This window comes from Rathayibacter sp. PhB152 (assembly GCF_003751395.1).
GTDB lineage: Bacteria > Actinomycetota > Actinomycetes > Actinomycetales > Microbacteriaceae > Rathayibacter > Rathayibacter festucae.
The window spans coordinates 145,566-171,501 of sequence record NZ_RJUT01000007.1; the positions used below are offsets into that span (position 1 = coordinate 145,566).

Here is a 25,936-nt window from a genome sequence, read left to right on the forward strand (position 1 = left end):
GGGTAGAGAGCGCGGCGAGGGCGGAGGAATGGGCGATCGGCCGGGTCCCCTGGACGATTCGCGGGCGACGCCTCTTCTCGGTGGCTGCTCCACCGCGTGTTGTGCGCGCGGGCCTGAACGAACCTGCTCAGTCGGAGTCGATGCCCCAGCGGAAATCGGCGCGCTCGCCCGGCTCCAGCCAGCGGAGCCCCTCGCCCGAGTTCAGGGCGTCGGGCGGGGCGGTCATCGGCTCGATCGCGATCGCGGGCGGGCGCCGGTCGCGATCGATGTAGAGCTGTAGGACGGTGAAGGACGCGTCGGCCCAGAGCGCGGTGCGGCCGTGGCCCGGGGCGCTGAGCTCGGCGCGGACCGTGCCGTCGGGGTCGCGATCGAGAGCGGTGAAGCTCGCGTGCCAGGGTGCGTCGCGCTCCGGGACGCCGGCGCGGAGATCGAAGGGCGTGCCCGCGACCGGGCGGCGCTCGCCGGTGGGCAGGTGGCGCTCGTCGAGGACGAGGCGCTCGCGGGCGGGGAGGCGGATCGTCGGCTCCGGCGCCTCGCCGGCGCGGAGATAGGGGTGGACGCCGAGCGCGACCGGGGCGCTCCTGCTCGACTCGTTGACGAGGACGTGCCGGGCGTCGATCCCGGCAGGGCGCAGCCGGTAGCGGACGCTGGTGGCGAGGGTGAAGGGGTAGCCGGGCGGGGAGTCGAGGCGGGCGTGCAGGACGACGCTGTCGGAGGTGCGCTCGCCGACGCGGTAGAGGGTCGTCGCGAGGAGGCCGTGGTTGGCCGAGTGCGTCGCCGGGTCGGTGATCGCGAGCTGCTGGACGGCGCCGTCGAGGAGCCAGCGGCCGTCGCGGACCCTGTTCGGCCAGGGGGCGAGCACCGCGCCCGCGGCGCCGGGCGGCTGGTCGCCCGCGTAGGGCTCGACGAGGGCGCGGCCGCGGACCTCGAGGGTCCGGATGCTCGCGGCGACGGGGTTGATCGAGGCGCGGACGGAGCCGTCGGAGCTGACGAGCTCGATGTCGGGCATTCAGACGGCTCCGATCGGGTGCTCGAGAGAGCTCGCGGAGGGCATGCTCGCGAGTGTACGGGCGGCTCGCTCGGCGGGGTGGATCCCGGTGCGCCGAGCGCCTGCGTCTTTCGAAGGTCTGGGACGGGCCTTCCGGTCGGCTCGGTGCGGAGAACCTCCGTCACGCGCACGATCTCGCGCCAGAACAGTGGGATCGCTTGTCCGCATCACCCGCCTTCGACTTCAATACGTGTATGGCGTTCACGACGGAGATGGACCCTTCACAGACGGAGTCACCGACATGAAGAGATCGACGAAAGCACTGGCGACCGGCGGTCTCGTGGCCGCGCTGATTTTCGGAGCGACCGGTACCGCGTATGCCGGAACGAAGAACATCGCCTTCAACGAGACTCTTCCCCGCTTCCAGATCGCCGGGTGGACGAACAGCCAGACCAAAGAGGTGTCGAATCTCGCCGGCCATGTGAACGTCGGAACCGTCGGTGACGACTACTCCGTCGACGTCGAACTGTGTCAGAGCCTTCTTCTCGTCTGCACTGACAAGGTGCGGGGTCTCCGCGATCGAGACGACGCGAACCTGCCCAACGGTTTTCCCGCGGGCGCCGAGGTCAGGCTGCAACTGCATGTCGGAAGCTACAACTTCGTGCAGGTCCAGGTTCAGGGAGCCTGGCGCAGCAACTAGCACCCGGCATGCGAGAGCTGCCGACTCGTCTCAACAGGATTCGGCGCGGCGCGGAGCGGAAGGAATCATCAGTGACGTCTCGGGGAGGGCGATCCGCTCGCAGTCTGCTCGGGCAGGTACAGCGAGAGCTCGTCAGACGGCGATGGCACGTCACGCTGTGCGTCGCAGGAAGCGTGGTGCTGGCGGTGATCGTCCAGAGGATCTTCGCCGACGCGCGCTCCGTCTTCCGTGACGACGGTGATGTTCTGAGTTCACTTCTCGGCTCGCCGATGACGGTCGTCTTTCCGTTGCTCGTCACCCTTGTGGGTTCGCTGCCGTTGGCGAGAGACGTCGCGAGGAGAGGTGTCGTCAACGAACGGCAGCGACTGTCCTACGCCACCCTCATCTCGAGCAAATTCGTCGCTGCGGGGCTTCTGTCCTCGGTCGTCTTCTTCCTCTACGGTCTCGCAGCGACCCTCATCGCCTCAGTCGCCTGGCCCCTCCTCGGACACCCAGGGGTCGATGCTTCGGTGTATTCGAACGTCACTCCGTTCGAGCAGCGCACGACTTTCGCCGATCTCAGCGGGGGGAGCGTTCTGGTCTTCGGGCTGCTGATGTCGCTCTGGTTCGCTTTCGCGGCGGCGGTCTACTCGGTGCTCACGTCGGCGAGTCTGGTCCTCGTCCCGAACAGGGCCGTCGCCCTGCTCCTGCCCTTCGCGCTGTATCTCGGGATGACCGTCGTCCTCTCCGTTCTCCATCGGCCGGCCCTGACGCCGATGTTCTCCGTCTTCCCCGCGGGTCTCCAGCAGTCCCCGTGGCCGATCGCAGCGTCGCCGACGATCCTCACCGCACTCGGGGCGGCCGCGCTCTGGGTGTTCATCCTGCGGCGGCCGAGCGAGAGCAGGCACCTCCTGTGACGGCGCAGAGACTCACCGCACTGGTCTTCCTCGGTCTCACAGGGTCGTACGCCCTCTACGCGCGCTTCTTCGAGGAGACGGCGACCGGCCGGTCGCCGGGTGTCTGGGACCTGCTCCTGACGGTGGCCGCCGATCCCTACTACCTCGGATTCGTCGTCGTTCCGCTGTGGCTGGTCCTGGCGGCGCTGCGGGCGACACGGACCGCCTCGCCCGGAGCGCTGCTCCGCCACGGTTCGCTCCTCCGAGCCTGGGGCGGGACTCTCACGGGCCTGGCGGCGCTGTACGCGAAGGCGGCGGCGGCTGCCCTCGCCGTCTGCCTCGTCTGCGGTGCGGGTCTGCAGCCGACGTCGTTCGCGCCTCCGGAGAGCGTCGCCGCCGTCTTCCGAGCGCACGGCCTCGCTCCGGTCGCGGCCCTGATCGTGCAGGTCGGCCTCCTCGGAGCGTCGCTCTGCGCGACGGCCGCTGTCGTGGTGTCCGTCCGCCTGCTCTCCGGCAGGGCCGCCGCTGCCTGGGCGTCGGTCGGCGGGCTCTTCCTCTGGGTCGTCCTCTCGGTGCTCGCTGTCGTTCCGCCGAGTGTGCCCCTCAGCGCGGCCGCCTTCTTCGACGTGGCGGTCGGACTGGAGAGGACGTCCCTTCTCGGGACGACATTGAGGCCGATGATCGTCCTCCTCGGCGTCGGACTGGTGGTGCGGCTCGCCGCGCGGGCCTCGAGCCGCGCTGACCGGGTCGCCGTCTCCGCTCTCCTGGCCGTCTCGGCGCTGCTCGTCCTCTTCTCCTTCCTTCAGGCGTCCGCCGGCCGGGACCTCCTCGAGGTCGCCGGTCTCCTGGTGCCGAGTCCGCTCGGATCGATCGCGGAGTCGATGCAGTACCTGCTCGTCTTCCTCCCGTTCCTCCTGGCCGGCATGATCGGCCGGGGGTCGCCGACACCTCAGCGCGAGCTTCACGAGCTCATCAGAGTCGGGAGCCGGGCGGCCCGGTTGCGGCGCGAGGTCGTCCGGAGCTCGGCCGGTTCGTTCGGGGCGTGGACGGTCGCGGCTCTGCTCGTGCTCGCCGGCGTCCTCTGCGCGGCCCGGGGACTCGTCCCGCCCTCGCAGGAGTGGATCGCGGTGGCGGGTGCCGTCGCCGCGGGTGGAGTGTGCGCGGCCCTGTACGGCAGCGTCGGGGTCGTCCTGCGCTGCTCGCTCTCGAGTGTTCAGCCGAGGTTCGTCGCCGTGTGCCTCTTCGCCGTCGCCGTCGTCCTGTCCCGCTCGATCTCCCCTCACAACCCGTTCCTCCTCGGCGGACTCGCCGACGACGGCCTGGGCGATGACCGGATCCCTCTGCGGATCGCCGTCCTCGTGGCGTCCCTGCTCGCCCTGTTGCCGCTGGGAAGCGTCGGCTTCCTCGCCCGCACTGCACGAAGAAAGGTCGTGGTCCGGTGGATGTGATCACCCTCGCCGAGGTCGGCAAGAGCTTCGGCCGCAAGGAGATCCTCCGGGACGTTTCCCTCCGGATCGAGGAGGGGCGGACCTACGGCCTCGTCGGACCGAACGGCGCCGGCAAATCGGTGCTGCTGCTCCTGATGTGCGGACTGCTGCGACCCTCGAGCGGCACCGTGGCGATCGATCCGGCCTACCTCTCCCGGGGTCGGGACTACCCCGATCGATTCGGCGTCTCGATCAACGGCCCGGGCTACCTGGCCGGCAGGAGCGCTCGCCAGAACCTCGCCGACCTCGCCGCCATCCGCAAGCAGGTGGGCGAGGACCGCATCGACGAGGTCCTCGAGCAGGTCGGTCTCTCGCCGACCTCGCCGCTGAAGGCGCGGAACTTCTCGCTGGGCATGCTGCAGAAGCTCTCGCTCGCGCAGGCGCTGCTCGAGCACCCCGCGGTCCTCCTGCTCGACGAGCCGTTCAACGCGCTCGACGCGGAATCGGTCGAGCGCCTGCGGGAGATCCTCGTCGCCGAGAAGGCGAAGGGCACGACCATCGTGTTCACCAGTCATCGCGACAGCGACATCGAGATGCTCAGCGATGAGGTGCTGAGGGTCGAGGGCGGCCGCGTGACGGACGGGTGACGACCGTCTGATCGTCACGCAGCTCGGTCGGCGCGTCCTTCCGGCGCGGGCCTCCGGATCCGGCCGGCTAGGACCGCAGAATCGCCTCGAGCTCGGCGACGACGAGGTCGGGCCGGGAGAGGAAGGGATGGTGGCCGGTCGGCAGGTCGATCGAGCGGGTGGCGCGCTCGGCGTGGACGCGCTGGAGGCCGACCGAGGTGCTGCGGTCCTCGGTGCAGACCAGGTACGTGGAGTCGACGCCCTGCCAGCCGGCCGCGGTGGTCGGGGTGGTGAAGGCGGCGATCGACTGGGTGGTGACCCGCTCCCAGGCGGCGCGCCGGGTGCTCTCGTCGGCGTCCTGGAGGAAGCGGCGGCCGAACGAGCCGGCGTCGTAGCCGGCCACGCCCAGCGTGCCGTCGTCGCCGGGGGCGATCGAGACGGGGTCCGTCTCTCCGGCCATGATGTCGCCCTGCGCCGAGCCGATGTCGGGGAGGTAGGAGGAGACGTACAGGAGGTGGGCGACGGCGGCGTGCGCGCCGGCCTCGGCGATGACGGTGCCGCCGTAGGAGTGGCCGACGACGATCGCCTCGTCGTCCTCGATGTCGTCGAGTGCCGTGCGCAGGGCGGCGGCGTCCTCGACCAGGCCGGCGCCGGCGCGGTCCGCCGCCGACTCGCCGCAGGAGGGCAGGGCGACGGCGCTGCTCGCGACACCGGTGCGCTCGAGGAGCAGCTCGGCGGTGCGGTGCCACCACCAGTCGCCGTCGCGGACCAGGGCGCCGTGCACGAAGAGCAGTTCCATGGCAGGAGTCTGCCCGCGATCCTCCGGCGGCGCCTCCCCGGAGGACCCGAGTCCGCTGACAGCGGAGCGCGCGGGCGATCCCCGGGTCGGAGCGGCCGTTCTCGGCTTCCGGAGGGCGTTCCACCGGGCTTCGCTCAGGAGGGCCCGCCACTATCGAACCTGTTACCCGACGGAAGGTCCCCTGTGAGCACTCTCAAGCGCATCCTCAGCATGGCGTCGAAGGCGCTCGACTCGAAGAGCTCGTCGAGCTCCTCCTCGCGCCCCTCGTCCTCGACCGGTGGCGGCACGGACTGGCGCGACATGGTCCGCTCGGCGGCGAACGCGGTGACGGGCGACTCCCGCGCCGCATCCTCGAGCACGGCCGCACCGAACCCCTCGGCGCCCCGCACGCCCACCCCCGCCTACGGCTCGCCGCACCCCTCGGCCCGCCCGCAGGACGCCCGGCCCGCCGCCGTCGCGCCGGAGGACCGCGCGGCGATCGCGCGCTACGACTACCTCCTCCGCACCGCCGACCCCGAGCAGCTGGAGCAGGTGCACCGCGACGCGTTCGCCAAGCTGACCCCGGCGCAGCGCGCCCAGGTCGAGGGGCGCCTGCGCGACGAGCTGCCCGCGAACGAGCAGCCGCGCTCCTCCGCCCCGGACGACCTCGCCCGGGCGGCGACCCGCGGCGAGGCGCACAACCCCGGGTTCCTGAAGAAGATGTTCTCCAAGCCGGGCACGAAGGGCGCCCTGGCCGGTGCCGGAGTGGGCGCGGTCGCCGGCGTCGGCCTGGGAGCCGCGGGCGGACTGCTCGCGGCGGTCGCGGGCGGCGCGGTGCTCAGCAGCGTCGCCGGTCCGCTGCTCGCGCAGGCGGCCGGCATGGGCGTGGACTTCGAGAACCTGGCCGGCGGGCTCGGCGAGTTCGGTGATCTGGGCGAGTTCGGCGACATCACCGGCGGCGCGGGCGAGTTCGTCTCCGGCGCCGGCGAGCACGTGTCGGGGCTCGGCGAGCAGGTCTCGGACTTCGGCTCGAACTTCGAGATGCCCGATCTCGGCGGGCTCGGGAACCTCTTCGACCGCTGAGTCAGCGGGTGCGGCGCCGCACGAGGAGTGCGAGCGCCGTGCCCACCACTCCCAGCAGCGCGAGCGCGGCGCCGGTGATCGCGACGGCGGTGGTCGACCAGTCCGGCGCGGAGTCGACGTCGGTGCCGTCGAGCAGCTCCCAGCGGCAGGTGCCGCCGAGCGGCCACCAGGACCAGGAGCCGGCGACGAGCGAGCCCTCCTCGGCGGGGACGCGGCCGACGCCGTTGAGGCAGACGTCGTCGAAGCCCTGCGCGGCGAGGGTCGAGTACTGCAGGGCGACGAGGCCGAGGAGGGCGAGGCCGACGACGAGGGCGCTGAGTGCGGCCAGCAGAGCGACGCGGCGCGGGGTGAGGAAGCGGCGTCTCGCGGGGGCGGGGGTCGGCGCGCTCATCCGTCGATGGTGTCACGCGGCGGCTGGGAGGTGCCGGCCGCGCGTTCTGCAGGTGATCCCGGGGCGGGAGCGCGTCCCGCCGCGTGGCGGGCTCCGGAGCGCTCCGATCGCCTGCAGATCGGGCCGGCGGTCACCGGGCGGAGGTGGTGGCGGCGGGTGGCAAGGGAGGAGGGGGCTCAGAACCGGTGGCCCGCGAGCCGGAGGGTGAGGGCGAGCAGCAGCGCCGCCGCCGCCAGGCCGACCGCGAGGAGGAAGATCCGCGGGTCGTAGCCGGTGACCGCGAGGGGCAGCAGGGCGCCGAGGACGGTGCCGATCTGCACCACTGCCATGTAGGCGCTCGCGCCCGCGCCGGGTCCACCGCCGCTGGTCCGCTCGAGCAGGAGCAGGCCGATGGACTGGTAGCCGGCAGCGGTGACCGCGTAGACCGCCTGCGAGACGAGCAGCGCGGGGTAGGACTGGTCGCCCGCCAGGATCGAGAACGCCAGAACCCCGGCCAGTGCGACGACGGCGAGCGTGAGCACGCTGCCGCGGGACGAGCTGAGCCGGGTCAGCGCGGGCAGCGCGGCGAGCTCGAGGACCGCGGAGGCGAGCAGCACCGGCGGGACGTGGGCGGCGGGGACGCCGGAGGAGACGGCGAAGAGCGGCAGGTAGATCGCGCGGAGCGTGTCGACCGACTTCAGCAGCGCGACCAGCGCGAGGGCCGCGACGAAGACGAGGACGAGGCGCGGGCGGGCCGAGGCGGAGGCGACGCGGGCGTCCGGCTCCGCCGCGGGTGTCGACGGGCAGCCGGTCGCGCAGAGGGCCGTCAGCACGGCCGCGGCGACCGCGGCGAGCAGGGGATCGAGACCCGCCTGCGCGAGCAGGGCGTAGAGGATCAGGCCGAGGATGTACCCGGAGATGAGCACCGCGCGCAGCCGGGCGATCGACGACTCCTGAGCCGCACCGCCGCCCCGAGCGGCGACGCGGCCGAAGAGCTGGGGCACGAGGGTGCTGACGAACAGCATCAGCGCGCCGCCCAGATAGAGCACGACGACGTGGCCGCCGCTGGCGCGCACGAGCAGGAGTCCGGCCGGGACCGCGAGCGAGGTCGCGAGCAGGGCGGACCGCGGGTAGCCGGCCCGGCGGATCCGGGGCACGAGGAGGGTGTTGTAGCTGATCGCGATCGCGGCGTTCACGACGAAGAAGACCGCGATCTGCACCTTGCTGAGTCCGGCGGCGTTCAGGGCGACGGGCACGCCCACGGCGGTGATGCCGCCGAAGACCGCGTTGCCGAGCAGTGCGCCGGCGAGGGGCCGGGGGAGCCGGGGCGCTGCGGCCGCCGTCGTCGGGAGGGCGTCGCTCGTCACTCGCACTCCTCCGGGCGCGCCCGGATCCACTCGACGCGGCGGAACCGGGGTCCGCAGCCGTGATCGGGGATCCTCCGGTCGGCGGATGCCGACCCTCGGCTCGGGAGGAGACGCTAGCCGCGACCGCACCTTGCTCGGAGTCCGCTGGCGCGGGGTACGCGGTCACCGCGTGTCTCGGGGCGCACCGCCGCGGCGCCGGGCACGTCGGAACGGCGACTGCGAGGATCCTCAGGGGTTCGGCGACGTACCCTCGGACGCATGGGGTTTCTGTTCTCGCTGCTGACCGTCGTGCTGATGGTGCTGGCGCTCGTGGATGTCGTGCGTCAGCCGGACAACGTGGTCCGCAATCTGCCCAAGATCGTGTGGATCCTGCTGATCGTCTTCATCCCGCTGATCGGCGTGACGATCTGGTTCCTGCTCGGGCACGACTGGAAGAAGGGCGAGGGCGCGTCCTTCGTGCCGGGTGGGCGCACCCGCCGGCCCCGTCGCTCGAAGACGCCGCCGCCGCCGACCATGGTGGTGCGGCCGCCGACGAAGAGCACCGAGGAGCAGCTCGCCGACCTCGAGCGCGAGGAGGCGCACTACGCGCGGCTCGCCGAGGAGCAGCGCCGGCTCCGCGAGGGCGAGCGGCCGCAGGACGCCTGAGGCGTCGAGCGGCCGCGTCCCGCGCTAGCCCGCGGCTCCGAAGTTCGACGCCGACCACTGCACCGAGGCGATCTTCGCCTGGCCCGCGATGCTGGGGTGGAAGTAGTCGGTGGTGCCGATCAGCGCCTTGGTGACGGGAGTCGCGGTGAGCGCGCCCCCGTCGTAGTCGCAGAGGGTCCCGGCGGCGGTGCACGCCTGCTGCAGGGCGGTGTTGTACTGCGTCGTCCGGGTCTTCGCGGCGGTGGCGGAGGCCGAGGCGGCGGTGGTGCTGAGGCGACCGCCGGTCGCGCTGACGCCGCGGGTGGTGCGGCAGAGGTTGCCGGAGGACCAGATCACCGAGCCGAAGCCGCCCTTGACGACGGCCCACTCGGCGGCCACGTTCGGCATCGAGGAGAGGACGATCTTCGCGGCGGGCCAGGTGCTGCGGATCTTCGTGATCGCGGCGCTCGCTCCGGTGCTGAAGGCGGCGGCCGTGGTCATCGTGTAGCCGTCGGCGGCGACCGGGTTCTTCGCGGAGCAGAGGTCGTTGCCGCCGATGAGGAGGGTGACGACGTCGGGGCGGACGCCGGCGGCGACGGCGGCGTCGATCCGGGCGGGGACGCCGGCGATCAGGTCGCCGGTCTGCGCGAAGTTCGCGGTGGTGACCGTGGTGCCCGGGTTGGCGGTGCGCAGGCGGCTGGCGAAGGAGTTGACGGTCGCGTTCGTGCCGGTGGACCAGTTGTTGCGCGGGCAGTCCGCGAACTGGCCGCAGGTGCCGTAGGCCTGGGTGATCGAGTCGCCGAGGCTGAGCACGGACAGGGTCGGGGTCGCGGCGGAGGCGGCGCCCGCGGGCACCACCGCCGCGGCCAGGGCGAGCACGGCGCCGACGGCGAGCGCGCGCACGCGGCGGCTCCCGGTGCGGCGCGGGCGGAGGGAGGTGGGGAGGCGCATGAGGGGAACCGCTCTCGGTCGGGGGACGGCGGTGGGGGCCGCCGATCCTGACGTTAGGCCTGCGCGGTCACCGGCGGTCGTGCGCGCGTGGCCCCAGAACGGGGCCCGCCGAGCCCTGACCTGTCAGGCGGGCCGATCGCCGATCAGCCGCACCCGGCTGAGCGCCCAGACGAGCGCACCGGAGAGGACGAACGCGACCGCGACGATCAGCACCGCGATCGCGACCGCGCCGTAGCCGTTCGCGGGGTCGAGGAACGGGTACGGGACCCAGCCGTCGGTCGCGCCGCGGACGAGGACGACCACCAGCCAGACGATCGGATAGACGGTGACGACCCAGAGGCGGCGCCAGGGCAGGGCCGGCCGGTCGGCGACGAGCAGCCAGTCGAGCAGTCCGTAGATCGGGAAGACCACGTGCAGCACCGTGTTGGCCCAGGGCAGCGTGACGCCGCCGGCCGTGCCGATGAGCAGGGTGTTGTAGACGATGCCGACGACGAGGATCCAGCTCGTCGCCGCTCCTCGAACGAGCGTCAGCAGCGGTCCCTGCGGTCGGCCGGCGAGGGTCACCGCCGCGGTGATCAGGAGCACGATCGCCAGGAGGATGTTGCCCTGGATCGTGAAGTAGCCGAAGAAGTTGACGGGCACGATCGGCGTCCGCGAGGCGGTGTCGAGGGCGGTGCCGACGACGGCCGCGAGGACCAGCAGGGCGACGGCGAGGCGCAGGAGGGCGACCGGGATCCGGATCGCGCGCGTCCCGAGGGCGGGGGAGGGCGGCGTCATCGCACGAGCGTAGCGAGCGCGGGGCCGGGGCGCGCCCGGCGGGTAGCCTGATCCGATGCTCACGATCGGTGTCGACCTGGCCGCGGAGCCGGTGCGGACGGCGGTCGCCGCGCTGGAGTGGGGCGGCGGCCGGGCGGTCGTCCGCTCGCTGGTGCTCGGTGCCTCCGACGACGACATCGTCGAGGCCTCGCGGGAGGCGACGACGATCGGCATCGACTGCGCGTTCGGCTGGCCTCTGGAGTTCGCCGCGTTCGTCTCGGCGCACACCCGCCGGGAGGTTTCGCCGCGGACACTCGCCGGGCGGGACTGGCGACGGCGGCTCGCGTACCGGGAGACCGACCGCGCCGCGCGCGAGGTGACGGGGCGCTGGCCGCTGAGCGTGTCGACCGATCGGCTCGGCATGACGGCGATGCGCTGCGCGGAGCTGCTGGACGCCTTCGCGGCGGCGGGCGAGGACGTCGACCGCTCCGGGGGCGGTCGGCTGGTCGAGGCGTACCCCGCGGCGGCGCTCCGGCTCTGGGGAGTCGACACCACCGGCTACAAGACGCGACCCGAGGCGGTGGCGCTCGCCGTCGAGGCGCTGCGCCGGGCGGCGCCGTGGCTCGTGCTGCCGGCCGACGCGGCGGCGCTGATGGCGCGCTCGGACGACGCCTTCGACGCGGTGATCGCGGCACTGAACGCCCGCGCCCACGCTGTCGGGCGGACGGTGCCGGTGCCGGACGAGCTCCAGGGGGCCGCGCAGGCCGAGGGCTGGATCGCCCTGCCGACGTGCCGGTTGGACGAGCTCGCCGGCTGAGGCGTCAGGCGGACAGCTTGTGGTCGGCGGCCGAGGCGAGCGCCTCGGCGGCGCGCTCGGCCTCCTCGACGGTGGCGAAGGGGCCGGTGAAGGCCCCGGTCAGGACGGCTCGTCCGGGTTCGATCTCGAGTCGGAAGCGGGGCAGCTCCGCCCCGGGAACGACGACGATCCGGACTCCGTTGCGACTCCATCGTGCGGGCTGAAGAATGGGGATCTGGGTCATTGGTGCTCTTTCGCGTGCATCGTGCTCGGAAGGCTTCCGCCTCGACCGTGCGTCCTCACGCTAGGTCCGCGGGTGTCCTTCCCGAACGGGGTTGACCTCCCAGGTGCGCGGGGGTAGTCATCGACGGGACACCGTGTCCTGCCTCTCGGCGGCGAGGGCGGACTCGAGCTCGGCGTCGAGGGAGGAGTCCTCCTCCGGCCCGCCGCGACGGGGGAGCGGGGCGGTGAGACCGCGCCGCACGCGGAATCGGTGGCCGAGCACGATCCCCAGGAACGCGACCAGGAAGACGGCGAGTCCGGTCCCGGCGATCGGGATCGCGACCGTGCCGAGTGCGCCCGGGACGGCGTCGCCCTCGTCGGTGACGGTGAGGGTGACGCGGATCGACTCCGGAACGCCCTGCGCGTCCTGCTCCCGCACGATCCGGTCGAGGAGCGCCGTCGTCGCGGCGCGGGAGAGCTCGACGGCGCGGGCGGGATCGAACGAGGTGCCGATCACCGAGAGGAAGGGCAGGGTGAAGCGGCCGCCGTTCGACTCGTCGCCGCGCGGCTGGGTGGTGCGGCGGACAGCGCCGACGCCGTCGCCCTCCTCGAGCGGACCGGCCTGCTCGGCGACGGCGGCGCGCACCTCCTCGCCGCTGGCGAGGTAGGCGTAGATCACCGCGGTGTTGCTGAGGTCGCTGAACTGGTCGTCCTCGACGCCCGGGATGCGCTCGACCCCGGGGATCTGCGCCGCGTAGGGGTTCTTCGGGCCGCCGCCGAGCAGCACGGTCACGGCGGCGCTGTGCTCGCGGTCGCCGCGGAGGGTGAGCCCCTCGTCGGTGACGGTGAAGTGCACGGCGGTCGCGACGATCACCGCGAGGACGGCGCTCGCGATGACGAGGAGCTTGCAGCGCCAGAGGACGAGGAGGTAGGTCGGCATTTCCACTGCTTCAGGGTGACCGGCGGGACCTTTCGCCAGCCTGAACAGCCTCGGTGTCCTGCGCTCAGCGGGGAGCCGGCAGGCGGATCTCGAGCCGTGCGCCGCCGAGCGGGGAGTCGAGCAGGCGCGCGGTGCCGCCGCCCGCGCGCGCCGCCTCGGCGACGATCGCGAGGCCGAGACCTGAGCCGCCGGTGTCGCGGGCGCGGGCGTCGTCGCGGCGCTCGAAGCGGAGGAAGACCCGCTCGCGGTCCTCGGCCGGCACGCCCGGGCCGTCGTCGTCGACGCGCAGGACCGCGGTGCCGTCCTCCTCGCGCACAGTGAAGGCGACGACGCCCGCCGCGTGCCGCCGGGCGTTCTCGGCGGCGTTGCGCACGGCGCTGTGCAGCAGCGGCTCGTGCCCGTGCACCTGAGCGGGTCCGACGTCCTCGGTGCGCACGTCGACGCCCAGCGCGCGGAGCCGCGCGGCCTCGGCGAGCACGAGGTCGTCGAGGTCGACGTCCTGCTCGGCTCCCTCGTCGCGCTCGTCCACGCGGGCCAGCAGCAGGAGGCTCGCGACGAGGTGCTGCATCCGCTCGCCCTCGACCTCGACGACGCGGGCGAGGTCGGCGAGCGGGACCGCCTCCGGATGCCGCAGGGCGACCTGGGCGTGCTGCCGGACGGCGGCGACCGGGGAGCGCAGCTCGTGCGAGGCGTTCGAGACGAACCGGCGCTGGGCGGCCTGCGAGCGCTCGAGGCGGTCGAGCAGGCCGTTCATCGTGCGGGCCAGGCGGGCGAGCTCGTCGCGACCGGGCGGCTCCTGCACGCGGCGCTGGAGATCGGCGGCCTCGATCGCCTCGACGTCGGCGCGGATCCGCTCGACCGGCCGGAGCGAGCGGCCGACGACGAACCAGACCAGCGCTCCGACCACCGCCGTGACGAGTGGGACGGCGACCGCGAGAAGCCGGACGGCCGAGCCCGCGGCGTCGTCGGCCCCGGCCAGGGTGCGCGCGACGACGACGGTCTCACCCGGGTCGCCGCCGAGCTGGAGACTCTCGGAGCCGACGACGAAGCGGGTGCCGTCGATCGAGGTGATCTGCGGCTCGTCGGAGACCGGCAGCGGCACGGCGTAGACGAAGTCGTCGTCCGCGACCGCGACGACCGATCCCTCCCGCTGCAGCTGGATGACGACCTCGTCGGTGTTGAACGGCGGCAGCCGCCCGGCGCTCTCGGTGTCGGTGGCGATCTGGCGGGCCTGCTGGTTCGCGGTGAACGCCTCGGCGTCGACGAGCGACTGCTCCAGCAGGGCGGTGAAGGCGACGGAGCCGGCGACCAGCACCGCGAGGATCGCGGCGGAGACCAGGGCGGTCAGCCGCACGCGGATGCTCCAGGGCGGGCGCCGGGACATCGGTCCTCAGCCCTCGACGAGCCGGTAGCCGGCGCCGCGCAGCGTGGTGATCGACTCCGTGCCGAACGGGCGGTCGAGCTTGGCGCGCAGCCGCGCCACGTAGACCTCGACGATGTTGAGGTCGCCGTCGAACGCGTCGTCCCAGACGCCCTCGAGGATCTCGCGCTTGGCGACCACCCGGTCGCGGTGGCGGGCGAGGAAGTCGACGACGGCGAACTCGCGCGAGGTCAGCCGGATCGCGACGTCTCCCCGGTGCACCTCGCGCAGCGCCGGGTCGATCAGCAGGTCCCCGAAGCGGTGGACCACCGGCCGCTCCGGCCGTCCGCGGCGCACCAGCGCCCGCAGCCGCGCCACCAGGACGGAGTACTCCAGCGGCTTCACCACGTAGTCGTCGGCGCCGGCGTCGAGGCCCTCGATCTGATCGCGGTCGCCGTCCTTCGCGGTCAGCATCAGCACCGGGGTCCAGTCGCCCTCGTCGCGGAGGGTGCGGCAGAGAGCGGAGCCGCTGAGCCCGGGCATCATCAGGTCGAGGACGATCGCGTCGTAGACGGTCTCGCGGGCCCGCCACAGCCCGTCCACGCCGTCGTGCGCGACGTCGACCGAGAAGCCCTCGGCCTCGAGACCGCGGCGGACGCCGTCGGCGAAGACCGCCTCGTCGTCGACCACCAGAATCCGCATCCCGTCGAGTATCGCCGGTGCGACGCGACCGGCGCACGACGAGCGGGCGGTCAGTCCAGGCGGTCGAGGGTCGCGCTGATGGTGCGCAGGCACTCGATCAGGACGCCGATCTGCCGGGAGTCGAGGTCGGCGAGCACCTCGCCCTCGGCCGCGACGAGATGCCGCATCGCGTCGTCGACCCGCTTCGTGCCGCGCGGGGTGAGCGAGACGATCTTGCTGCGCGAGTCGGCGGCGTTCTGCTCGCGGACGACGAGCCCGCGCGCGCCGAGCCGGTCGACGCGGCTGGCGAGGTTGCCGCTCGAGATGCCCAGGCGGGTGGAGAGGACGGACGGCGTCATCGTCCCGGCCGGGTTCTGGCGCAGCAGCGAGAGCAGCTCGAACTCCCACGGGGCGAGCTCGCCGGCCGCGAAGGAGAGGCGCCGCACCTCCTGCACCCGGGGGCTGAGCCGGCGCAGGCGGGAGAGGACGTCGAGCGGGGCGAAGTCGAGATCGGGCAGGGCGTCGGCCCACGCGTCGATCACCAGATCGACATCGTCGTCTTCACGCATCCCCCGATTATCGTCGGCCCCGGCGGTGCCGGGCGACGGCTGGCCGCGGCGGCGCGGGAGGCCTACCCTGCCCGCCGCGGCGCACGGGCCGCTAGCCTGGTCGGGTCGGAAGGACTCCCGTGCGCGCGCACCTCGAGCAGCTCCTCGCTCTGCTGAGCGGGACGTTCCTGCTGCTCGCGCTCGTGTCGAGTCCCGACGCCGCCGTCGTGCTGGTCGTCACCACCACCGCGGTCGCCGCTCTCGTCCTCGGGGCGCGTTACCTGGCCGTCGGCGCTCGCCGGCCCGTGCTGTCGATCGGGCGCCGCGCCCGGGAGCACCGGCTCGGCCTCGCCGCGCAGCCCTCGCCGCAGCACCCGCGCACCGCGGGTCGCGTGCGCTCGCGGGCGCCGGGCCTGCCGGGACTGGTCGCGTAGCCCGGAGCTCTGCCTCGGGGGGCGCGACCGTTCGCGATCGCGCTCACCTCCCGACGACAGGACTCCTGTGAACCTCTACGACTTCCCGCCCATCGCGGCGGCGCTCGACGCCGCCTCCCACTTCGTCACCGGCCTCGCCTCGGCCCTCGAGCCCCTCGCGGGCGGCGCCTCGGCCGCCGCCGCGATCGTGCTGGTGACCCTCCTCGTCCGCACGCTGCTGATCCCGGTCGGGATCTCGCAGGGCCGGGCAGAGATCACCCGCCGCCGCCTCGCCCCAATGCTGCGCGAGCTGCAGCGCAAGCACGCGAAGAATCCGGAGGCGCTGCAGCGCGCCACCATGAAGCTCTACGCCGACGAGAAGGCCTCGCCGCTCGCCGGCTGCCTCCCGGTGCTGCTGCAGGCGCCCGTGGTCTCGCTGCTCTACGGGCTGTTCGTGCACCCGGACATCGCCGGGCACGGCAACGCGCTGCTCGACGCGCGACTGCTGGACGTGCCGCTCGGGCGCTCGTTCGTCACGGCACTCGGCGGCGGCGAGCCCGCGCAGCTCGGTGTCTTCGCGGTGCTCCTCGGCGTGATCGCGCTCGTCTCGTGGCTGGCGCGCCGGGTCGCGCTGCGCCAGGCGGCGCTCACCCCGGTGCCGGACGGGACACCCGCGGCCGTCGCGCAGCTGACCGGGGTGCTCAGCTGGATGCCGTTCCTGACGGTGGTGTTCGCGGCGTTCGTGCCGCTCGCGGCGACGCTCTACCTCACGGTCACGACGACGTGGACGCTCTGCGAGCGCGTGATCGTGCGGCGGGTGCTGGCGGGCGGGGCGCGGGCGTGAGGCGGCGCCCCGCCCGCCGGCGCGCTCACCAGCCCGTCGTCAGCACCTCGTCGAGCTGGTCGGCGAAGAAGTCGGCGCTCTCGACGGTGAAGCAGAGCGGCGGCTTGATCTTGAGCACGCACTGGCGGTCGGAGGTGGGCTGCACGATGACGCCGCGCTCACGGAGGCGCTCGCAGATCGCGCGCGTCTCCGCGGTCGCCGGCTCGAGCGTCTCCCGATCGCGGACCAGCTCGAGGCCCAGGTACAGCCCGCCGCCGTGCACGGCGCCGATCAGCGGGTGGCGCTCGGCGAGCTCCTCGAGCCGGCGGCGGAGGTGCGCGCCGCTGGTCCGCGCGTTCTCCTGCAGCCGCTCATCCGCGAGCACGTCCAGCACCGTCGTCCCGACGACGGAGCTGACCGGGCTGCCGCCCGCCGAGGAGAAGAACGAGCCCTGCGAGCGGTAGCGGTCGGCGATCTCGCGGGTCGTCACGACCGCGCCCAGCGGGTGGCCGTTGCCCATCGCCTTCGCGACGGCGACGACGTCGGGCACCACGTCCTGCTGCTCGAAGCCCCAGAACCAGTCGCCGAGGCGGCCGTAGCCGACCTGCACCTCGTCGGCGATGCACAGCCCGCCGTGGGCGCGGACGGCCGGGTAGACGGCGGCGAGGTAGCCGTCGGGCAGCGGGATGCCGCCGGCGTTGCCGTAGAAGGTCTCGGCGATGAAGCCGCCCGGGGGAGTGCCGGCCGCGACCAGCTCCTCGATCCGGGCGACCGCCTCCGGCGCGTAGCGGTGCGCCTCGGCACCGCGGTGCGTGCCGCGGTAGCTGTTCGGGGCGTCGAGGGTGTGCACCCAGGGCGGCCGGGTCGCGAGCGCGTCGGGGTTGTCGGCGACGGAGGTGGAGACCGCATCGGACAGGCCCGACCAGCCGTGATACGCCTCCCGCACCGCCAGCACGTCGTCGCGGCCCGACCAGGCGCGGGCGATCCGCAGCGCCAGGTCGGCCGCCTCCGTGCCGCTGTTGACGAGCAGCACGGTGTCGAGCCCGTCCGGCAGCAGTGCCGCCAGCCGCTCGCAGAACTCGCCGATCGCGGGGTAGGAGAAGCGCGAGTTGGTGTTGAGCAGCCGCCACTGCCGCGCGACCCGCTCGACGAGCAGCGGGTGGGCGTGGCCGATCGAGGTGACGTTGTTGAGCACGTCGAGGTGCACGCGGCCGGAGTCGTCGACGAGGTGCTCGCGCCAGCCGCGCAGCATCGTGGGCGGGGACTCGAAGTAGTGCTCCTGCGCCTCGGCCAGGTGCGCGAGCCGCCGGTCGAGCACCTCGGGGTCCGGCTGCGGCGCCGGCAGGGCGCGTCCCAGGAGCAGCGGGGTCGGGTCGAGGAGGACGTCGAGCCAGGCGTCGGCCCAGTGCGCGTTCGCGAAGGGCGGGAGGTCGACGGTGTCGAGCGCGCGCGGTGCGGCGTGGGCGCGCAGGAGTCCGCGGGCCGTGCCGACCGGATCACCCGCCTCCACCCGGGTGCCGGGGGCGGGAGCGTCGTCGACCCCGTCGAGCCGCAGACGGACCCCGTCGGCGAGCAGGGTGACTCCGCCGGGGACGCCGCCGCCCACCTCCGCGTCGAACGGCGCGGCCAGGGGTGTCTCCGCGGCGAGGTGGACCTCGGTGACTAGAGCGGTCGTCTCGGGCTCCTGCGCGGTGTGCGGGCGGCCGCGGGTCAGACGGCGCTCGCCGTAGCGCAGCACCGCGGCCCCGGCGCCGCCGGCGAGCGCGGCGCGGGCGAGGGCGGGCTCGGCGTCGTCGTCCAGCCAGCGGCCGGCGTCGAGCGCCGGGCTCTCGGGCGAGAGGTCGACGACGACGGCGTCGACGGCGTCGAGAACGGGGACCGCGGGGGAGAGTGCGGCCGGTGCGCTCGGCCGGCGAAGGGCCCGCCGGACCAGCGCCTGCAGCACCGGCAGCGGCGCGGCGGTCGCCCGGTCGAGGATCAGCCGCTCGTGCTCGAGGTTCTCGCGGGCGTAGTCGTTGCCGGGGTCGCCGGCCAGGACGTCGTGGGCGCTGACGACGAGGACCGCCGCCCGGAGCACGACGAGCGGCCACAGCGCCTCGACCTCGGCGCCGGCGAGCGGGCGCACGGCGTCGTACGCGGTGGCGGCGCGGAGCACGGTGGCCGCGTCGGCGTCCGCGTGGTGCAGGAGCGAGGACAGCGTGATCGCGAGTTCGCCGACCGCCCAGCCCGCGCCGAGGTCGCCGAAGTCGATGACGCCGTCGGGGAGGACGCCCGCGTCGACCACGACGTTGTCGTCGGTGAGGTCGCCGTGCACGAGCTGCACCGGGAGCGCGGCGGCGAGCGGATCGACGACCGCCAGCGCCGCGTCGACGGCCGCCCGGATCGCCCGCGCGGAGCGCCGCGGCACCCGGCCGATCAGCGCGTCGACGACCTCGCCCGCCCGCCGCAGGTCCCACTGGTCGGTCTCCGCGAGGCCGTCGAGCGGCTGCTCGGCGAGCGCGACGTCGACCCGGGCGGCGAGGTCGCCCATCGCCCGGACGACGGCGGAGGAGAGGTAGCCGGAGCCGGAGAGGGTCCGGCCGGGGACGAAATCGAGGACCCGGGCCGCGGCGGTCGTGCCGCCGAGGTCGATCTCGTGGAGGGTGCGGCCCTCGCGGTCGGGGCGCACGCGCGGGAGCCGGACGCCCTCGAGGTTCTCGGCGAGCCGCGCGACGGCCGCCGTCTGCGCCTCGATCCGCCCTCTCGGCGTCGCGGGATTCGCGATCTTGAGCAGCAGCCGCTCGTCGCCGGTGTCGACGAGGACGTTGCGGTCCTGATTGCTGCCCAGCTCCCGCAGCGCGCCGTGCAGCCCGTAGCGCTCCCGCAGCAGGGCGGCCGCGACCTCGTGGTCGAGCGCGGGCGGGGGCGGCGGAGCGGCGTCGGACGGCATGGCGGGGGTCCTGTCGAGCGGGGATCGGGTGGCTCCATGATCGCGCGTCGGAGAGCGCGGCGGGCGCACCCTCGATGGTCCGTCACTGAGGGGGCGTTACGCGTCCCGGAACGTCGATCGATCGTTTTCGGGATACCCTCGGGACAGAGCAGGAGGAGACGGCGATGACCAGCATCATCGGCTATGCGAGGACCGTGCGATCCGACGACGACGGTTCGAAGCAGGTCTCGGAATTGCAGGCGGCAGGCGCCGAGCAGGTCTTCATCGACCGCTCAGCCAGGAGCGGCCTCGCCGAGCGACTGCAGTGGCTGATCTGCGTCGAGAGCCTCCGCGCGGGCGACACCCTTCTCGTCCGCGGGCTCGACTGCCTCGGCGGCACGGAGCGACTCGTCCTCGAGATCGTCCAGGACCTGGAGGTGCGCGGTGCCGAGCTCAGAACGCTCTCCGAGCCGGTGATCGACACAGCGGCGCCGGGGGGCCGCGCGTCCTTCGCGATGGTCCGGGCGCTTGCTCGGGTCGGCACGAGCACGAGGAGCGAGGAGACGCGCCGCGGCCTCGATCGAGCCAGGGCAGCGGGCCGAGTCGGCGGGCGTCCCTCGGTCATGACGCCGCCGCGGCTCCGCGAAGCCAGGCGGATGAGGGCGTCGGGGAGCAGCGTGGTGCAGATCGCCGAGGCCCTCGGCGTCGGCAAGTCCTCGGTGGCCCGGGCGCTCGCGAAGGAGGCCCCCGCTCAGGAGCGGGTCTTCTACCGCGACGTGAAGCCGTACGAGCTGCCGCTGGCGCTCGATGATCTGGTCGGGCCATCAGCCGGAGTGATCGAGCTCCCTCACCACGTGCACTGGGGACCGGAGGTGACCGTCGATCTGCGCACGCCCGGAGGAGTTGCGAAGGCATACCAGGCTCTGCTCACCGAGGGCACCTCCGAGGATCAGGAGGCTCTTCTCGACCGGGGGCTTCTGGCGTCGCTGTGGAAGGAGCTGGACCTGCCCGACCGAGTGCGCCTGCTTTGGGAGACGCGATTCCCCGAACTGGCGGGTGCTTGAGGTGGAGAAGGCGAATCGGGAGCTTCAGCGTCTGGTCACCCGGCTGCTCCTCACGATGCTCGACGGCGCCTCCTTCGCGCTCGCCGGGTCGGGTGCTATCCGGGAGCACGGCATCACAGACCGCCCGACGGAGGACATCGACCTCTTCACGTCCAACACCGACACGCGCGCCTTCGGACAGGCCGTCGATCGAGTGCTCGACGGGCTTCGGGCAGCGAGCTTCATCGTCGCGGAGAGCCGCCGGTCCGCGCAGTTCGCCAGGCTGCACGTCGAGACCCCGAGCGGCGAGCGGATCGATGTCGACCTGGGGATGGATTGGCGTGAGGACGACCCCGTGCTGCTGCAGATCGGGCCGGTCCTCAGCGTCGACGACGCCGTCGGGAACAAGGTGAGTGCGCTCTACAGCCGCGCGGAGGCCCGCGACTTCCTGGACGTCGACGCGATCCGCTCCTCCGGCAGATCGACTGATGAACAGCTTCTGAGCGCCGCGCGCGAACGCGATCCCGGCTTCGAGCCGCTGATGTTCGCCCAGCAGCTCGACCGCGCAGAGAGACTCACTCCCGACCGGGTCCGCGAGTACGGAGTGAGCCCGGACGCTCTGAGCGCGCTGCAGTCGCGTTTCGCGATCTGGGCATTGCGGATAAGAGAGAACACCTCGTGAGGCCGGACCGCGCTCTCATCAGGGCAGGTCTGCAGGCTCGGCTTCTGGTGCTGGTGGATCTACTTGGAAGAGACACCCGCAGACATGCTGGTCGAGTAGCCCCGCAGGGGCGTATCGAGACCCACCACCGCATGCACGTCGGCCTCTTCCCCGCCCTGCGATGGCGCCGGAGGCGCCACCTCCGCTCGATGCGCCCGCTGCGCGGGCTACCCGATCAGCATGATGTCCGCACCGCATCCACCGCGTGTCAGCGTGGTCAGTGCGCGTAGGCCGACGGGTCGAAGCGGCCGAGCTCCTCGCGGAAGGCGAAGGCGAAGTCGGGCCAGAGCAGGGTGAGGCGGCGGGAGGCGGAGTCGACGTACCAGCTCTCGCAGCCGCCGTTCGTCCAGACGGTGTCGGCGCTGAGCGCGTCGAGGCGGGCGAGGGCGGCGGCCTCGGCCTCGGCGGTGACCTCCAGGAGGTCGACACCCGCGACGGTGCGGTGCTCCAGTGCGGCGAGGACGTAGTCGATCTGCGACTCGATCATGTGCACCGCGGAGTTGTGGCCGAGGCTCGCGTTCGGGCCGTTGATCACGAAGAGGTTCGGGAAGCCGTGCACGGCGGTCGACTCGTACGCCGACATCCCGTCGCCCCAGCGGTCGGCCAGCAGCTCGCCGCCGCGGCCGCGGATCCGGCGGGCGAACGGCGGGCGAGTCGCGTGGAAGCCGGTCGCGAAGACCAGCGCATCGACCTCGTGGGCGGCACCGTCGTCGCCGATCGCCGCCGAGCCCTCGATCCGGCGCAGGGGCGAGGGCACCACGCGCACGTGCGGCTGCGCGAGCGCGGGGTAGTAGTCGTCCGAGAGCAGCACCCGCTTGCAGCCGATCTCGTAGTCCGGCGTGAGGACCGCGCGCAGCTCCGGGTCGGCGACCTGCGCGGCGAGATGGCCGAGCGCCTCCGCCCGCAGCCGGTCGATGGCGTCGGGCACGCCGACGCGGCCGGCGAAGCCGAGCTCCGCGCGCCAGAACAGCTCGGAGCGCAGGCGCTCGACGGCGCCCGGCACGCGCGCGAGCGTGCGGCGCTCCTCCGGCGGGTACGCGCGGTTCCGACGCGGCACGACGTAGGGCGCCGAGCGCTGGAACAGCACGACCTCGGCCGCGCGCTCCGCGAGGTGCGGCACGATCTGCACGGCGGAGGCGCCGGAGCCGACGATCCCGACGCGAGCCCCGTCCAGGATGACGTCGTCGCGCCAGCGGGCGGAGTGGAAGGCCGGCCCCGCGAAGCGGTCCAGCCCCGGGACGTCGGGCAGGCGCGGTTCCGACAGCCGCCCGGCGCAGACCACGAGCACGGCCGCATCGAAGTCGCCGCGCGAGGTGCGCACCCGCCAGCGCTCGATGTCCTCGTCGAAGGTCATCTCGAGCACCTCGGTCCCGAGCTGCAGCTGCGGCGCGAGCCGCTCGCGCTCGACGACCCGCTCGAGGTAGGCCTGGATCTCCGCACCCGGCGCGTAGAACGCCGACCAGTCCGCCTCGGGCGCGAACGAGTACGAGTACAGGTGCGAGGGGATGTCGCAGGAGACGTTCGGATAGCGGTTGTCGCGCCAGGTGCCGCCGACGCGCTCGGCCCGCTCGAGCACCGCGAAGGAGACGCCGCCGCGGCGGGCGAGGCGCGCCGCCGCTCCGATGCCCGCGAATCCCGCGCCGACCACGACGACGTCGACCGAGGTCGCCATCAGACGATCGTCCGGGGGAGTGTCGACCCGGCCGGGTCCCGGTGCGGGTCGGCGACGAAGCGCTCGACGAGCGCGAGCAGTTCGGCCGGCCGCTCGGCCAGCACGCAGTGGCCGGCGTCGATCACGGCGTAGCGGGCGTCGTCGATCGCCCCGAGCAGCGCCTCCGCCCCCCCGACGCCGACGACGGCGTCCGCGGCGCAGCCGACGACCAGCGCGGGGACGCGCAGGCGGGCCGCGGCCTCGGTCGCGTCGGCGCGGGCGGCCGCGGCGAGGAGCGCGGCGGTCGCGGCGTCGGCGGCCAGGGGAGCAGCGCGCCCGGGTCCGAGGTCGGCGAGCGTGCGGACGCCGATCACGCGCGCCAGGTCCGCGAGGGCGTCGGGCAGCTCCGCCAGCGACTCCCACAGCCGGGCGACCGCGAGGAGGCGCTCGGTGGGCCGCAGCCAGCCGGCGGCCAGCACCAGGGCGCCCACGCGCGGGTCGGCTTCGGCGGCGGTGATCGCGGCCCAGGCGCCGAGGGAGACGCCGACGACCACCGCCCGCTCGGCGCCGAGCCGGTCGAGCGCGGCGGTGACGGCACGAGGCGCGTCGCGCAGCGGATCCCGCAGGTCGGCGAGCTCGACCGCCGCCACCCGGTGCCGGCGAGCGAGCATGGGCAGCAGCAGCGCCCCGTCGGCCCGGGCACCGCGCCCCGGCCCGGTCACGAGCAGGACGACGTCCGTCGCCGGCTCACCACCGCAGTGGAGGCGGACCGTGTCGTCGCCGACCGTCAGCGAAGATTCCCGGATCAGCGCCGCCTGCCGCTCGAGGTACGCCGACGACCGCGTCACGAGACGCGGCCGGCCTCGCGCACCGGGAGGCGCAGCCGGCGTGTCGCCGTGCTGCCGGGTGTCGGCACCACCATCGCGCGCTCGGGAGCGACGTGTCCGTAGTCGGTGGTGCGCTGGCGCCAGGGCCGGCCGATCTCGCCGGTGAGGCGCGCGACGGTCGCGATGTCGAGGGAGCGGTGCGCCTCGGCGCCCGCCTCCGGGCTCATCGCGCCGTCGAGCAGCAGGCCGCCGAGGTCGTCCGCGCCGCCGCGCAGCAGCTCCTGCGACAGCTGCAGCCCGAGCTTCGTCCAGGCCGTCTGCACGTGGTCGATCCGCCCGTGCAGCAGCAGCCGCGCCACGGCGTGCACCGCGCGCGTCTCGCGCCGGGTCGGCCCGCCGCGGGTCTGCGCGACGACCGCCGCCGGCGCCTCGGCGGGCACGAACGGCATCGCGATGAACTCGGTGAAGCCGCCCGTCTCGTCCTGGATCGCGGCCAGCGCACGGAGGTGGTCGATCTGCTGCTGCGGGGTCTCGACGTGCCCGTAGACCATGGTCGCGGTCGACTTGAGGCCGCCTCGGTGCGCGGTCGTCACCGACTCCCGCCACTCGGCGACGCTGGGGTCCGCGCCCTCGCTCAGGATCGCGCGCACCCGATCGTCGAGGATCCGCGCCGCGGTCCCCGGAACGGAGTCGACGCCCGCCTCGCGCAGCACGGCCAGCATCTCGGCGGAGGTCCGACCGGTGCTCGTCGCGGCGTCGAGGATCTCGCCCGGCCGGAACGCGTGCAGGTGCAGCGAGGGGTGCCGCGCGTGCAGGGTGCGCACGATCAGCAGGTGGTCCTCGCCCGGGGTCGCGAGCGGTCCCTGGAGGCACAGCTCGGTGGCGCCGAGCCCGACGGCCTCGTCGGCGAGCTGCTCCAGGGTCTCGACGGTGAGCCCGCCGGCGCCCCAGAGCGCGGTGTCGATGTTGCGGTTGGCCACCACGGTGACGGTGTCGCCCACGGCGGAGCGCCGGACGTCGTCGGCGAGGGCGGCCAGCGCGTCGAGGTCGTCGCCGTCGGCGGCGAGCAGGGCCCGGTAGTCGGCGTCGTCGAGGCCGGCCGGGTCGGCGCTCGCGCGCTCGAGCACGGCGGCGAGGGTCGGCGCGGCCGGACGCGGTGCGGGCGGCAGCTCCTCCTCGTACGCGCGGGGGACGATCGGCGCGGCCTCGTCGGCCAGCCACGACTCCCGGTCGGCGAGCGCGAGGACGTACGGCGCGACCCGCGGGTCGATCCAGGTCTCCGCGTCGCTCAGGTACCGCGGATGCGCGGTGAGGCGCTCGTGCAGCCGGTAGCCGGAGTCGGCGGTCAGCCGCGCGAGGTCGTCGATGTTCGGCCAGGGACGCTCCGGATTCACGTGGTCCGCGGTCAGCGGGCTGACCCCGCCCCAGTCGTCGATCCCGGCGCGGAGGAGGAGCCCGAGCTCCTGCTCGTCGGTGAGGTTCGGCGGCACCTGGATCGTCATGTCCGCGCCGAGGACGAGGCGCGCGACGGCGACGTTCGCGACGTACTCCTGCAGCTCGAGGTCGACCTCGTTCTGCATCGCGGTCCGCGGCTTGGCGCGGAAGTTCTGCACGATGCACTCCTGCACGTGGCCCCAGAGCGCATGCGAGTCGCGGATCGCGAACAGCGCGTCCGCCCGCTCCGCCGTGTTCTCGCCGATGCCCAGCAGCACACCCGTGGTGAACGGGATCCGGCTGCGCCCGGCGTCGTCGAGCACGCGGAGCCGCAGCGCCGGGTCCTTGTCGGGCGAGCCGTAGTGCACGCCGCCCTTCTCGGACCAGAGTCGCTCGGCCGTCGTCTCGAGCATCATCCCCATCGAGGGCGCGACCGGCCGCAGGCGCTGCAGCTCGGCCCAGGACATCACGCCGGGGTTCAGGTGCGTGACCATGCCGGTCTCGGTCATCACCAGCACCGCCATCGCGCGCACGTACTCGAGCGTCGAGGCGTAGCCGTGCTCGGCGAGCCACGCGCGGGCGACGGGCCAGCGGTCCTCCGGGCGGTCGCCGAGGGTGAACAGCGCCTCCTTGCAGCCGAGCGCGGCGCCGGCGCGGGCGACCTCGAGGATCTCCTCCGGCTCCATGAAGGTCGACTCGCGCTTCAGCGCCAGGCCGCCCGGCGTCTCGACGAACACGCAGTAGTGGCAGCGGTCGCGGCAGAGCTTGGTCAGCGGCACGAAGACCTTGCGGGAGTAGGTGATCACTCCCGGCCGGCCGCGACGGGCGAGCCCCTCGTCGCGCAGCCGCCCGGCCGCCAGCAGCACCGCGTCGAGGTCGTCGCCGCGCGCCTCCAGGAGCACCTCGGCGCTCTCGCGCGTGATCGGCTCGCCCTCGGCGAGGCGGGCGAGGAGGGTGGGCACGGTCATGCGGAGGCGGCTCTTCCGGAGGGGTCGGTCGGCGGGCGCCGACGGGTCGGGGCGCG

At 73.7% G+C, this 25,936-nt stretch carries 26 protein-coding genes; 11 read left to right on the forward strand and 15 right to left on the reverse strand.

What is annotated here, in order from left to right; translation table 11 throughout:
- Positions 1–127: 127 nt before the first annotated feature.
- Entirely contained in the window at positions 128–1,009 is an 882-nt protein-coding gene (locus EDF36_RS16540) for an aldose 1-epimerase family protein (RefSeq protein WP_123733823.1), read from the reverse strand.
- A gap of 280 nt (positions 1,010–1,289) precedes the next feature.
- Here EDF36_RS16540 and EDF36_RS16545 point away from each other — a divergent pair, with 280 nt between their 5' ends.
- The 4 genes from EDF36_RS16545 to EDF36_RS16560 all read left to right on the forward strand — a co-directional run bounded on the left by EDF36_RS16545 (position 1,290) and on the right by EDF36_RS16560 (position 4,637).
- Positions 1,290–1,688, forward strand: coding sequence for a hypothetical protein (locus EDF36_RS16545; protein ID WP_123733824.1), 399 nt, complete (start codon positions 1,290–1,292; stop codon positions 1,686–1,688).
- Between the two features lie 176 nt (positions 1,689–1,864).
- Positions 1,865–2,584: a hypothetical protein gene (locus EDF36_RS16550; RefSeq protein WP_123702406.1), complete on the forward strand. Its 720-nt coding sequence runs from the start codon at positions 1,865–1,867 to the stop codon at positions 2,582–2,584.
- Positions 2,581–4,011 carry a hypothetical protein gene (locus EDF36_RS16555; RefSeq protein ID WP_123733825.1) on the forward strand — a complete coding sequence of 477 codons (1,431 nt, stop codon included), beginning with the start codon at positions 2,581–2,583 and terminating at the stop codon, positions 4,009–4,011. Before EDF36_RS16550 ends, EDF36_RS16555 begins: the two co-directional genes overlap by 4 nt.
- Positions 4,002–4,637 (forward strand): ATP-binding cassette domain-containing protein, encoded by a 636-nt coding sequence (locus tag EDF36_RS16560; RefSeq protein ID WP_123733826.1) that lies wholly within the window; start codon positions 4,002–4,004, stop codon positions 4,635–4,637. The genes EDF36_RS16555 and EDF36_RS16560 overlap by 10 nt, the downstream gene beginning before the upstream one ends.
- Before the next feature lie 67 nt (positions 4,638–4,704).
- On the opposite strand, the gene EDF36_RS16565 is transcribed toward EDF36_RS16560, so the two are convergent.
- On the reverse strand, positions 4,705–5,415 hold the full coding sequence (locus tag EDF36_RS16565) for an alpha/beta hydrolase (protein ID WP_123733827.1): 711 nt from the start codon (positions 5,413–5,415) through the stop codon (positions 4,705–4,707).
- Between the two features lie 183 nt (positions 5,416–5,598).
- On the opposite strand from EDF36_RS16565, the gene EDF36_RS16570 reads away from it, so the two are divergent.
- Positions 5,599–6,477, forward strand: a complete 879-nt coding sequence (locus tag EDF36_RS16570) for a cation-transporting ATPase (protein WP_123733828.1) — start codon at positions 5,599–5,601, stop codon at positions 6,475–6,477.
- A gap of 1 nt (position 6,478) precedes the next feature.
- Here EDF36_RS16570 and EDF36_RS16575 read toward each other — a convergent pair whose 3' ends face one another.
- Positions 6,479–6,868: a hypothetical protein gene (locus EDF36_RS16575; RefSeq protein WP_123733829.1), complete on the reverse strand. Its 390-nt coding sequence runs from the start codon at positions 6,866–6,868 to the stop codon at positions 6,479–6,481.
- A 176-nt stretch (positions 6,869–7,044) separates the two neighbouring features.
- A complete protein-coding gene (locus EDF36_RS16580; RefSeq protein ID WP_123733830.1) occupies positions 7,045–8,214 on the reverse strand; it encodes a hypothetical protein in 1,170 nt (389 codons plus the stop codon).
- Between the two features lie 258 nt (positions 8,215–8,472).
- On the opposite strand from EDF36_RS16580, the gene EDF36_RS16585 reads away from it, so the two are divergent.
- Positions 8,473–8,859, forward strand: a complete 387-nt coding sequence (locus EDF36_RS16585; RefSeq protein WP_123445203.1) for a PLD nuclease N-terminal domain-containing protein — start codon at positions 8,473–8,475, stop codon at positions 8,857–8,859.
- A gap of 24 nt (positions 8,860–8,883) precedes the next feature.
- Here the strand turns inward: EDF36_RS16585 and EDF36_RS16590 are convergent, their stop codons facing one another.
- Both EDF36_RS16590 and EDF36_RS16595 read right to left on the reverse strand, forming a co-directional pair.
- Entirely contained in the window at positions 8,884–9,789 is a 906-nt protein-coding gene (locus EDF36_RS16590) for a GDSL-type esterase/lipase family protein (RefSeq protein ID WP_123733831.1), read from the reverse strand.
- A 123-nt stretch (positions 9,790–9,912) separates the two neighbouring features.
- Complete coding sequence (locus tag EDF36_RS16595) at positions 9,913–10,566, reverse strand: Pr6Pr family membrane protein (RefSeq protein WP_123733832.1); 654 nt, start codon at positions 10,564–10,566, stop codon at positions 9,913–9,915.
- A 55-nt stretch (positions 10,567–10,621) separates the two neighbouring features.
- Between EDF36_RS16595 and EDF36_RS16600 the strand changes: the two genes are divergently transcribed.
- The gene (locus EDF36_RS16600; protein WP_123733833.1) at positions 10,622–11,362 is read left to right on the forward strand and encodes a DUF429 domain-containing protein; all 741 of its coding nucleotides are present in this window, start codon (positions 10,622–10,624) and stop codon (positions 11,360–11,362) included.
- Positions 11,363–11,366: 4 nt separating this feature from the next.
- On the opposite strand, the gene EDF36_RS16605 is transcribed toward EDF36_RS16600, so the two are convergent.
- From EDF36_RS16605 to EDF36_RS16625, 5 genes are all read right to left on the reverse strand, one after another.
- Complete coding sequence (locus EDF36_RS16605; protein WP_123733834.1) at positions 11,367–11,585, reverse strand: hypothetical protein; 219 nt, start codon at positions 11,583–11,585, stop codon at positions 11,367–11,369.
- 117 nt (positions 11,586–11,702) lie between these two features.
- Entirely contained in the window at positions 11,703–12,503 is an 801-nt protein-coding gene (locus EDF36_RS16610; protein ID WP_123733835.1) for a hypothetical protein, read from the reverse strand.
- A 64-nt stretch (positions 12,504–12,567) separates the two neighbouring features.
- A complete protein-coding gene (locus tag EDF36_RS16615) occupies positions 12,568–13,887 on the reverse strand; it encodes a HAMP domain-containing sensor histidine kinase (RefSeq protein WP_123733836.1) in 1,320 nt (439 codons plus the stop codon).
- A 6-nt stretch (positions 13,888–13,893) separates the two neighbouring features.
- Positions 13,894–14,565: a response regulator transcription factor gene (locus tag EDF36_RS16620; RefSeq protein WP_123733837.1), complete on the reverse strand. Its 672-nt coding sequence runs from the start codon at positions 14,563–14,565 to the stop codon at positions 13,894–13,896.
- A gap of 50 nt (positions 14,566–14,615) precedes the next feature.
- Complete coding sequence (locus tag EDF36_RS16625; protein WP_123445211.1) at positions 14,616–15,113, reverse strand: MarR family winged helix-turn-helix transcriptional regulator; 498 nt, start codon at positions 15,111–15,113, stop codon at positions 14,616–14,618.
- Between the two features lie 119 nt (positions 15,114–15,232).
- Between EDF36_RS16625 and EDF36_RS16630 the strand changes: the two genes are divergently transcribed.
- Together EDF36_RS16630 and EDF36_RS16635 are read left to right on the forward strand one after the other, a co-directional pair.
- Complete coding sequence (locus tag EDF36_RS16630) at positions 15,233–15,526, forward strand: hypothetical protein (RefSeq protein WP_123733838.1); 294 nt, start codon at positions 15,233–15,235, stop codon at positions 15,524–15,526.
- 67 nt (positions 15,527–15,593) lie between these two features.
- Positions 15,594–16,349 (forward strand): membrane protein insertase YidC, encoded by a 756-nt coding sequence (locus EDF36_RS16635; RefSeq protein WP_123733839.1) that lies wholly within the window; start codon positions 15,594–15,596, stop codon positions 16,347–16,349.
- A gap of 25 nt (positions 16,350–16,374) precedes the next feature.
- Here EDF36_RS16635 and EDF36_RS16640 read toward each other — a convergent pair whose 3' ends face one another.
- Positions 16,375–19,257, reverse strand: coding sequence for an aminotransferase (locus EDF36_RS16640; RefSeq protein WP_123733840.1), 2,883 nt, complete (start codon positions 19,255–19,257; stop codon positions 16,375–16,377).
- 164 nt (positions 19,258–19,421) lie between these two features.
- Here EDF36_RS16640 and EDF36_RS21880 point away from each other — a divergent pair, with 164 nt between their 5' ends.
- Together EDF36_RS21880 and EDF36_RS16650 are read left to right on the forward strand one after the other, a co-directional pair.
- A complete protein-coding gene (locus tag EDF36_RS21880; protein WP_123733841.1) occupies positions 19,422–20,300 on the forward strand; it encodes a recombinase family protein in 879 nt (292 codons plus the stop codon).
- A 1-nt stretch (position 20,301) separates the two neighbouring features.
- Complete coding sequence (locus EDF36_RS16650; protein ID WP_260300755.1) at positions 20,302–20,961, forward strand: nucleotidyl transferase AbiEii/AbiGii toxin family protein; 660 nt, start codon at positions 20,302–20,304, stop codon at positions 20,959–20,961.
- Between the two features lie 256 nt (positions 20,962–21,217).
- Here the strand turns inward: EDF36_RS16650 and EDF36_RS16655 are convergent, their stop codons facing one another.
- From EDF36_RS16655 to cofG, 3 genes are read right to left on the reverse strand one after another with little or no spacing between them, the layout of a single operon-like run.
- The gene (locus EDF36_RS16655; RefSeq protein WP_123733842.1) at positions 21,218–22,672 is read right to left on the reverse strand and encodes an NAD(P)/FAD-dependent oxidoreductase; all 1,455 of its coding nucleotides are present in this window, start codon (positions 22,670–22,672) and stop codon (positions 21,218–21,220) included.
- Positions 22,672–23,499, reverse strand: coding sequence for an alpha/beta fold hydrolase (locus EDF36_RS16660; RefSeq protein ID WP_123733843.1), 828 nt, complete (start codon positions 23,497–23,499; stop codon positions 22,672–22,674). Before EDF36_RS16660 ends, EDF36_RS16655 begins: the two co-directional genes overlap by 1 nt.
- Positions 23,496–25,880: a 7,8-didemethyl-8-hydroxy-5-deazariboflavin synthase CofG gene (cofG, locus tag EDF36_RS16665; protein ID WP_185020522.1), complete on the reverse strand. Its 2,385-nt coding sequence runs from the start codon at positions 25,878–25,880 to the stop codon at positions 23,496–23,498. Before cofG ends, EDF36_RS16660 begins: the two co-directional genes overlap by 4 nt.
- Between the last annotated feature and the right edge of the window lie 56 nt (positions 25,881–25,936).

Coding starts and splice junctions, on each gene's coding strand:
- EDF36_RS16595 (WP_123733832.1), bottom strand. CDS start 10,566: ATGACGCCGCCCTCCCCCGCCCTCGGGACGCGCGCGATCCGGATCCCG.
- EDF36_RS16585 (WP_123445203.1), top strand. CDS start 8,473: ATGGGGTTTCTGTTCTCGCTGCTGACCGTCGTGCTGATGGTGCTGGCG.
- EDF36_RS16620 (WP_123733837.1), bottom strand. CDS start 14,565: ATGCGGATTCTGGTGGTCGACGACGAGGCGGTCTTCGCCGACGGCGTC.
- EDF36_RS16610 (WP_123733835.1), bottom strand. CDS start 12,503: ATGCCGACCTACCTCCTCGTCCTCTGGCGCTGCAAGCTCCTCGTCATC.
- EDF36_RS16640 (WP_123733840.1), bottom strand. CDS start 19,257: ATGCCGTCCGACGCCGCTCCGCCGCCCCCGCCCGCGCTCGACCACGAG.
- EDF36_RS16590 (WP_123733831.1), bottom strand. CDS start 9,789: ATGCGCCTCCCCACCTCCCTCCGCCCGCGCCGCACCGGGAGCCGCCGC.
- EDF36_RS16655 (WP_123733842.1), bottom strand. CDS start 22,672: ATGGCGACCTCGGTCGACGTCGTCGTGGTCGGCGCGGGATTCGCGGGC.
- EDF36_RS16600 (WP_123733833.1), top strand. CDS start 10,622: ATGCTCACGATCGGTGTCGACCTGGCCGCGGAGCCGGTGCGGACGGCG.
- EDF36_RS16625 (WP_123445211.1), bottom strand. CDS start 15,113: ATGCGTGAAGACGACGATGTCGATCTGGTGATCGACGCGTGGGCCGAC.
- EDF36_RS16565 (WP_123733827.1), bottom strand. CDS start 5,415: ATGGAACTGCTCTTCGTGCACGGCGCCCTGGTCCGCGACGGCGACTGG.
- EDF36_RS16575 (WP_123733829.1), bottom strand. CDS start 6,868: ATGAGCGCGCCGACCCCCGCCCCCGCGAGACGCCGCTTCCTCACCCCG.
- EDF36_RS21880 (WP_123733841.1), top strand. CDS start 19,422: ATGACCAGCATCATCGGCTATGCGAGGACCGTGCGATCCGACGACGAC.
- EDF36_RS16605 (WP_123733834.1), bottom strand. CDS start 11,585: ATGACCCAGATCCCCATTCTTCAGCCCGCACGATGGAGTCGCAACGGA.
- EDF36_RS16615 (WP_123733836.1), bottom strand. CDS start 13,887: ATGTCCCGGCGCCCGCCCTGGAGCATCCGCGTGCGGCTGACCGCCCTG.
- cofG (WP_185020522.1), bottom strand. CDS start 25,880: ATGACCGTGCCCACCCTCCTCGCCCGCCTCGCCGAGGGCGAGCCGATC.
- EDF36_RS16545 (WP_123733824.1), top strand. CDS start 1,290: ATGAAGAGATCGACGAAAGCACTGGCGACCGGCGGTCTCGTGGCCGCG.
- EDF36_RS16540 (WP_123733823.1), bottom strand. CDS start 1,009: ATGCCCGACATCGAGCTCGTCAGCTCCGACGGCTCCGTCCGCGCCTCG.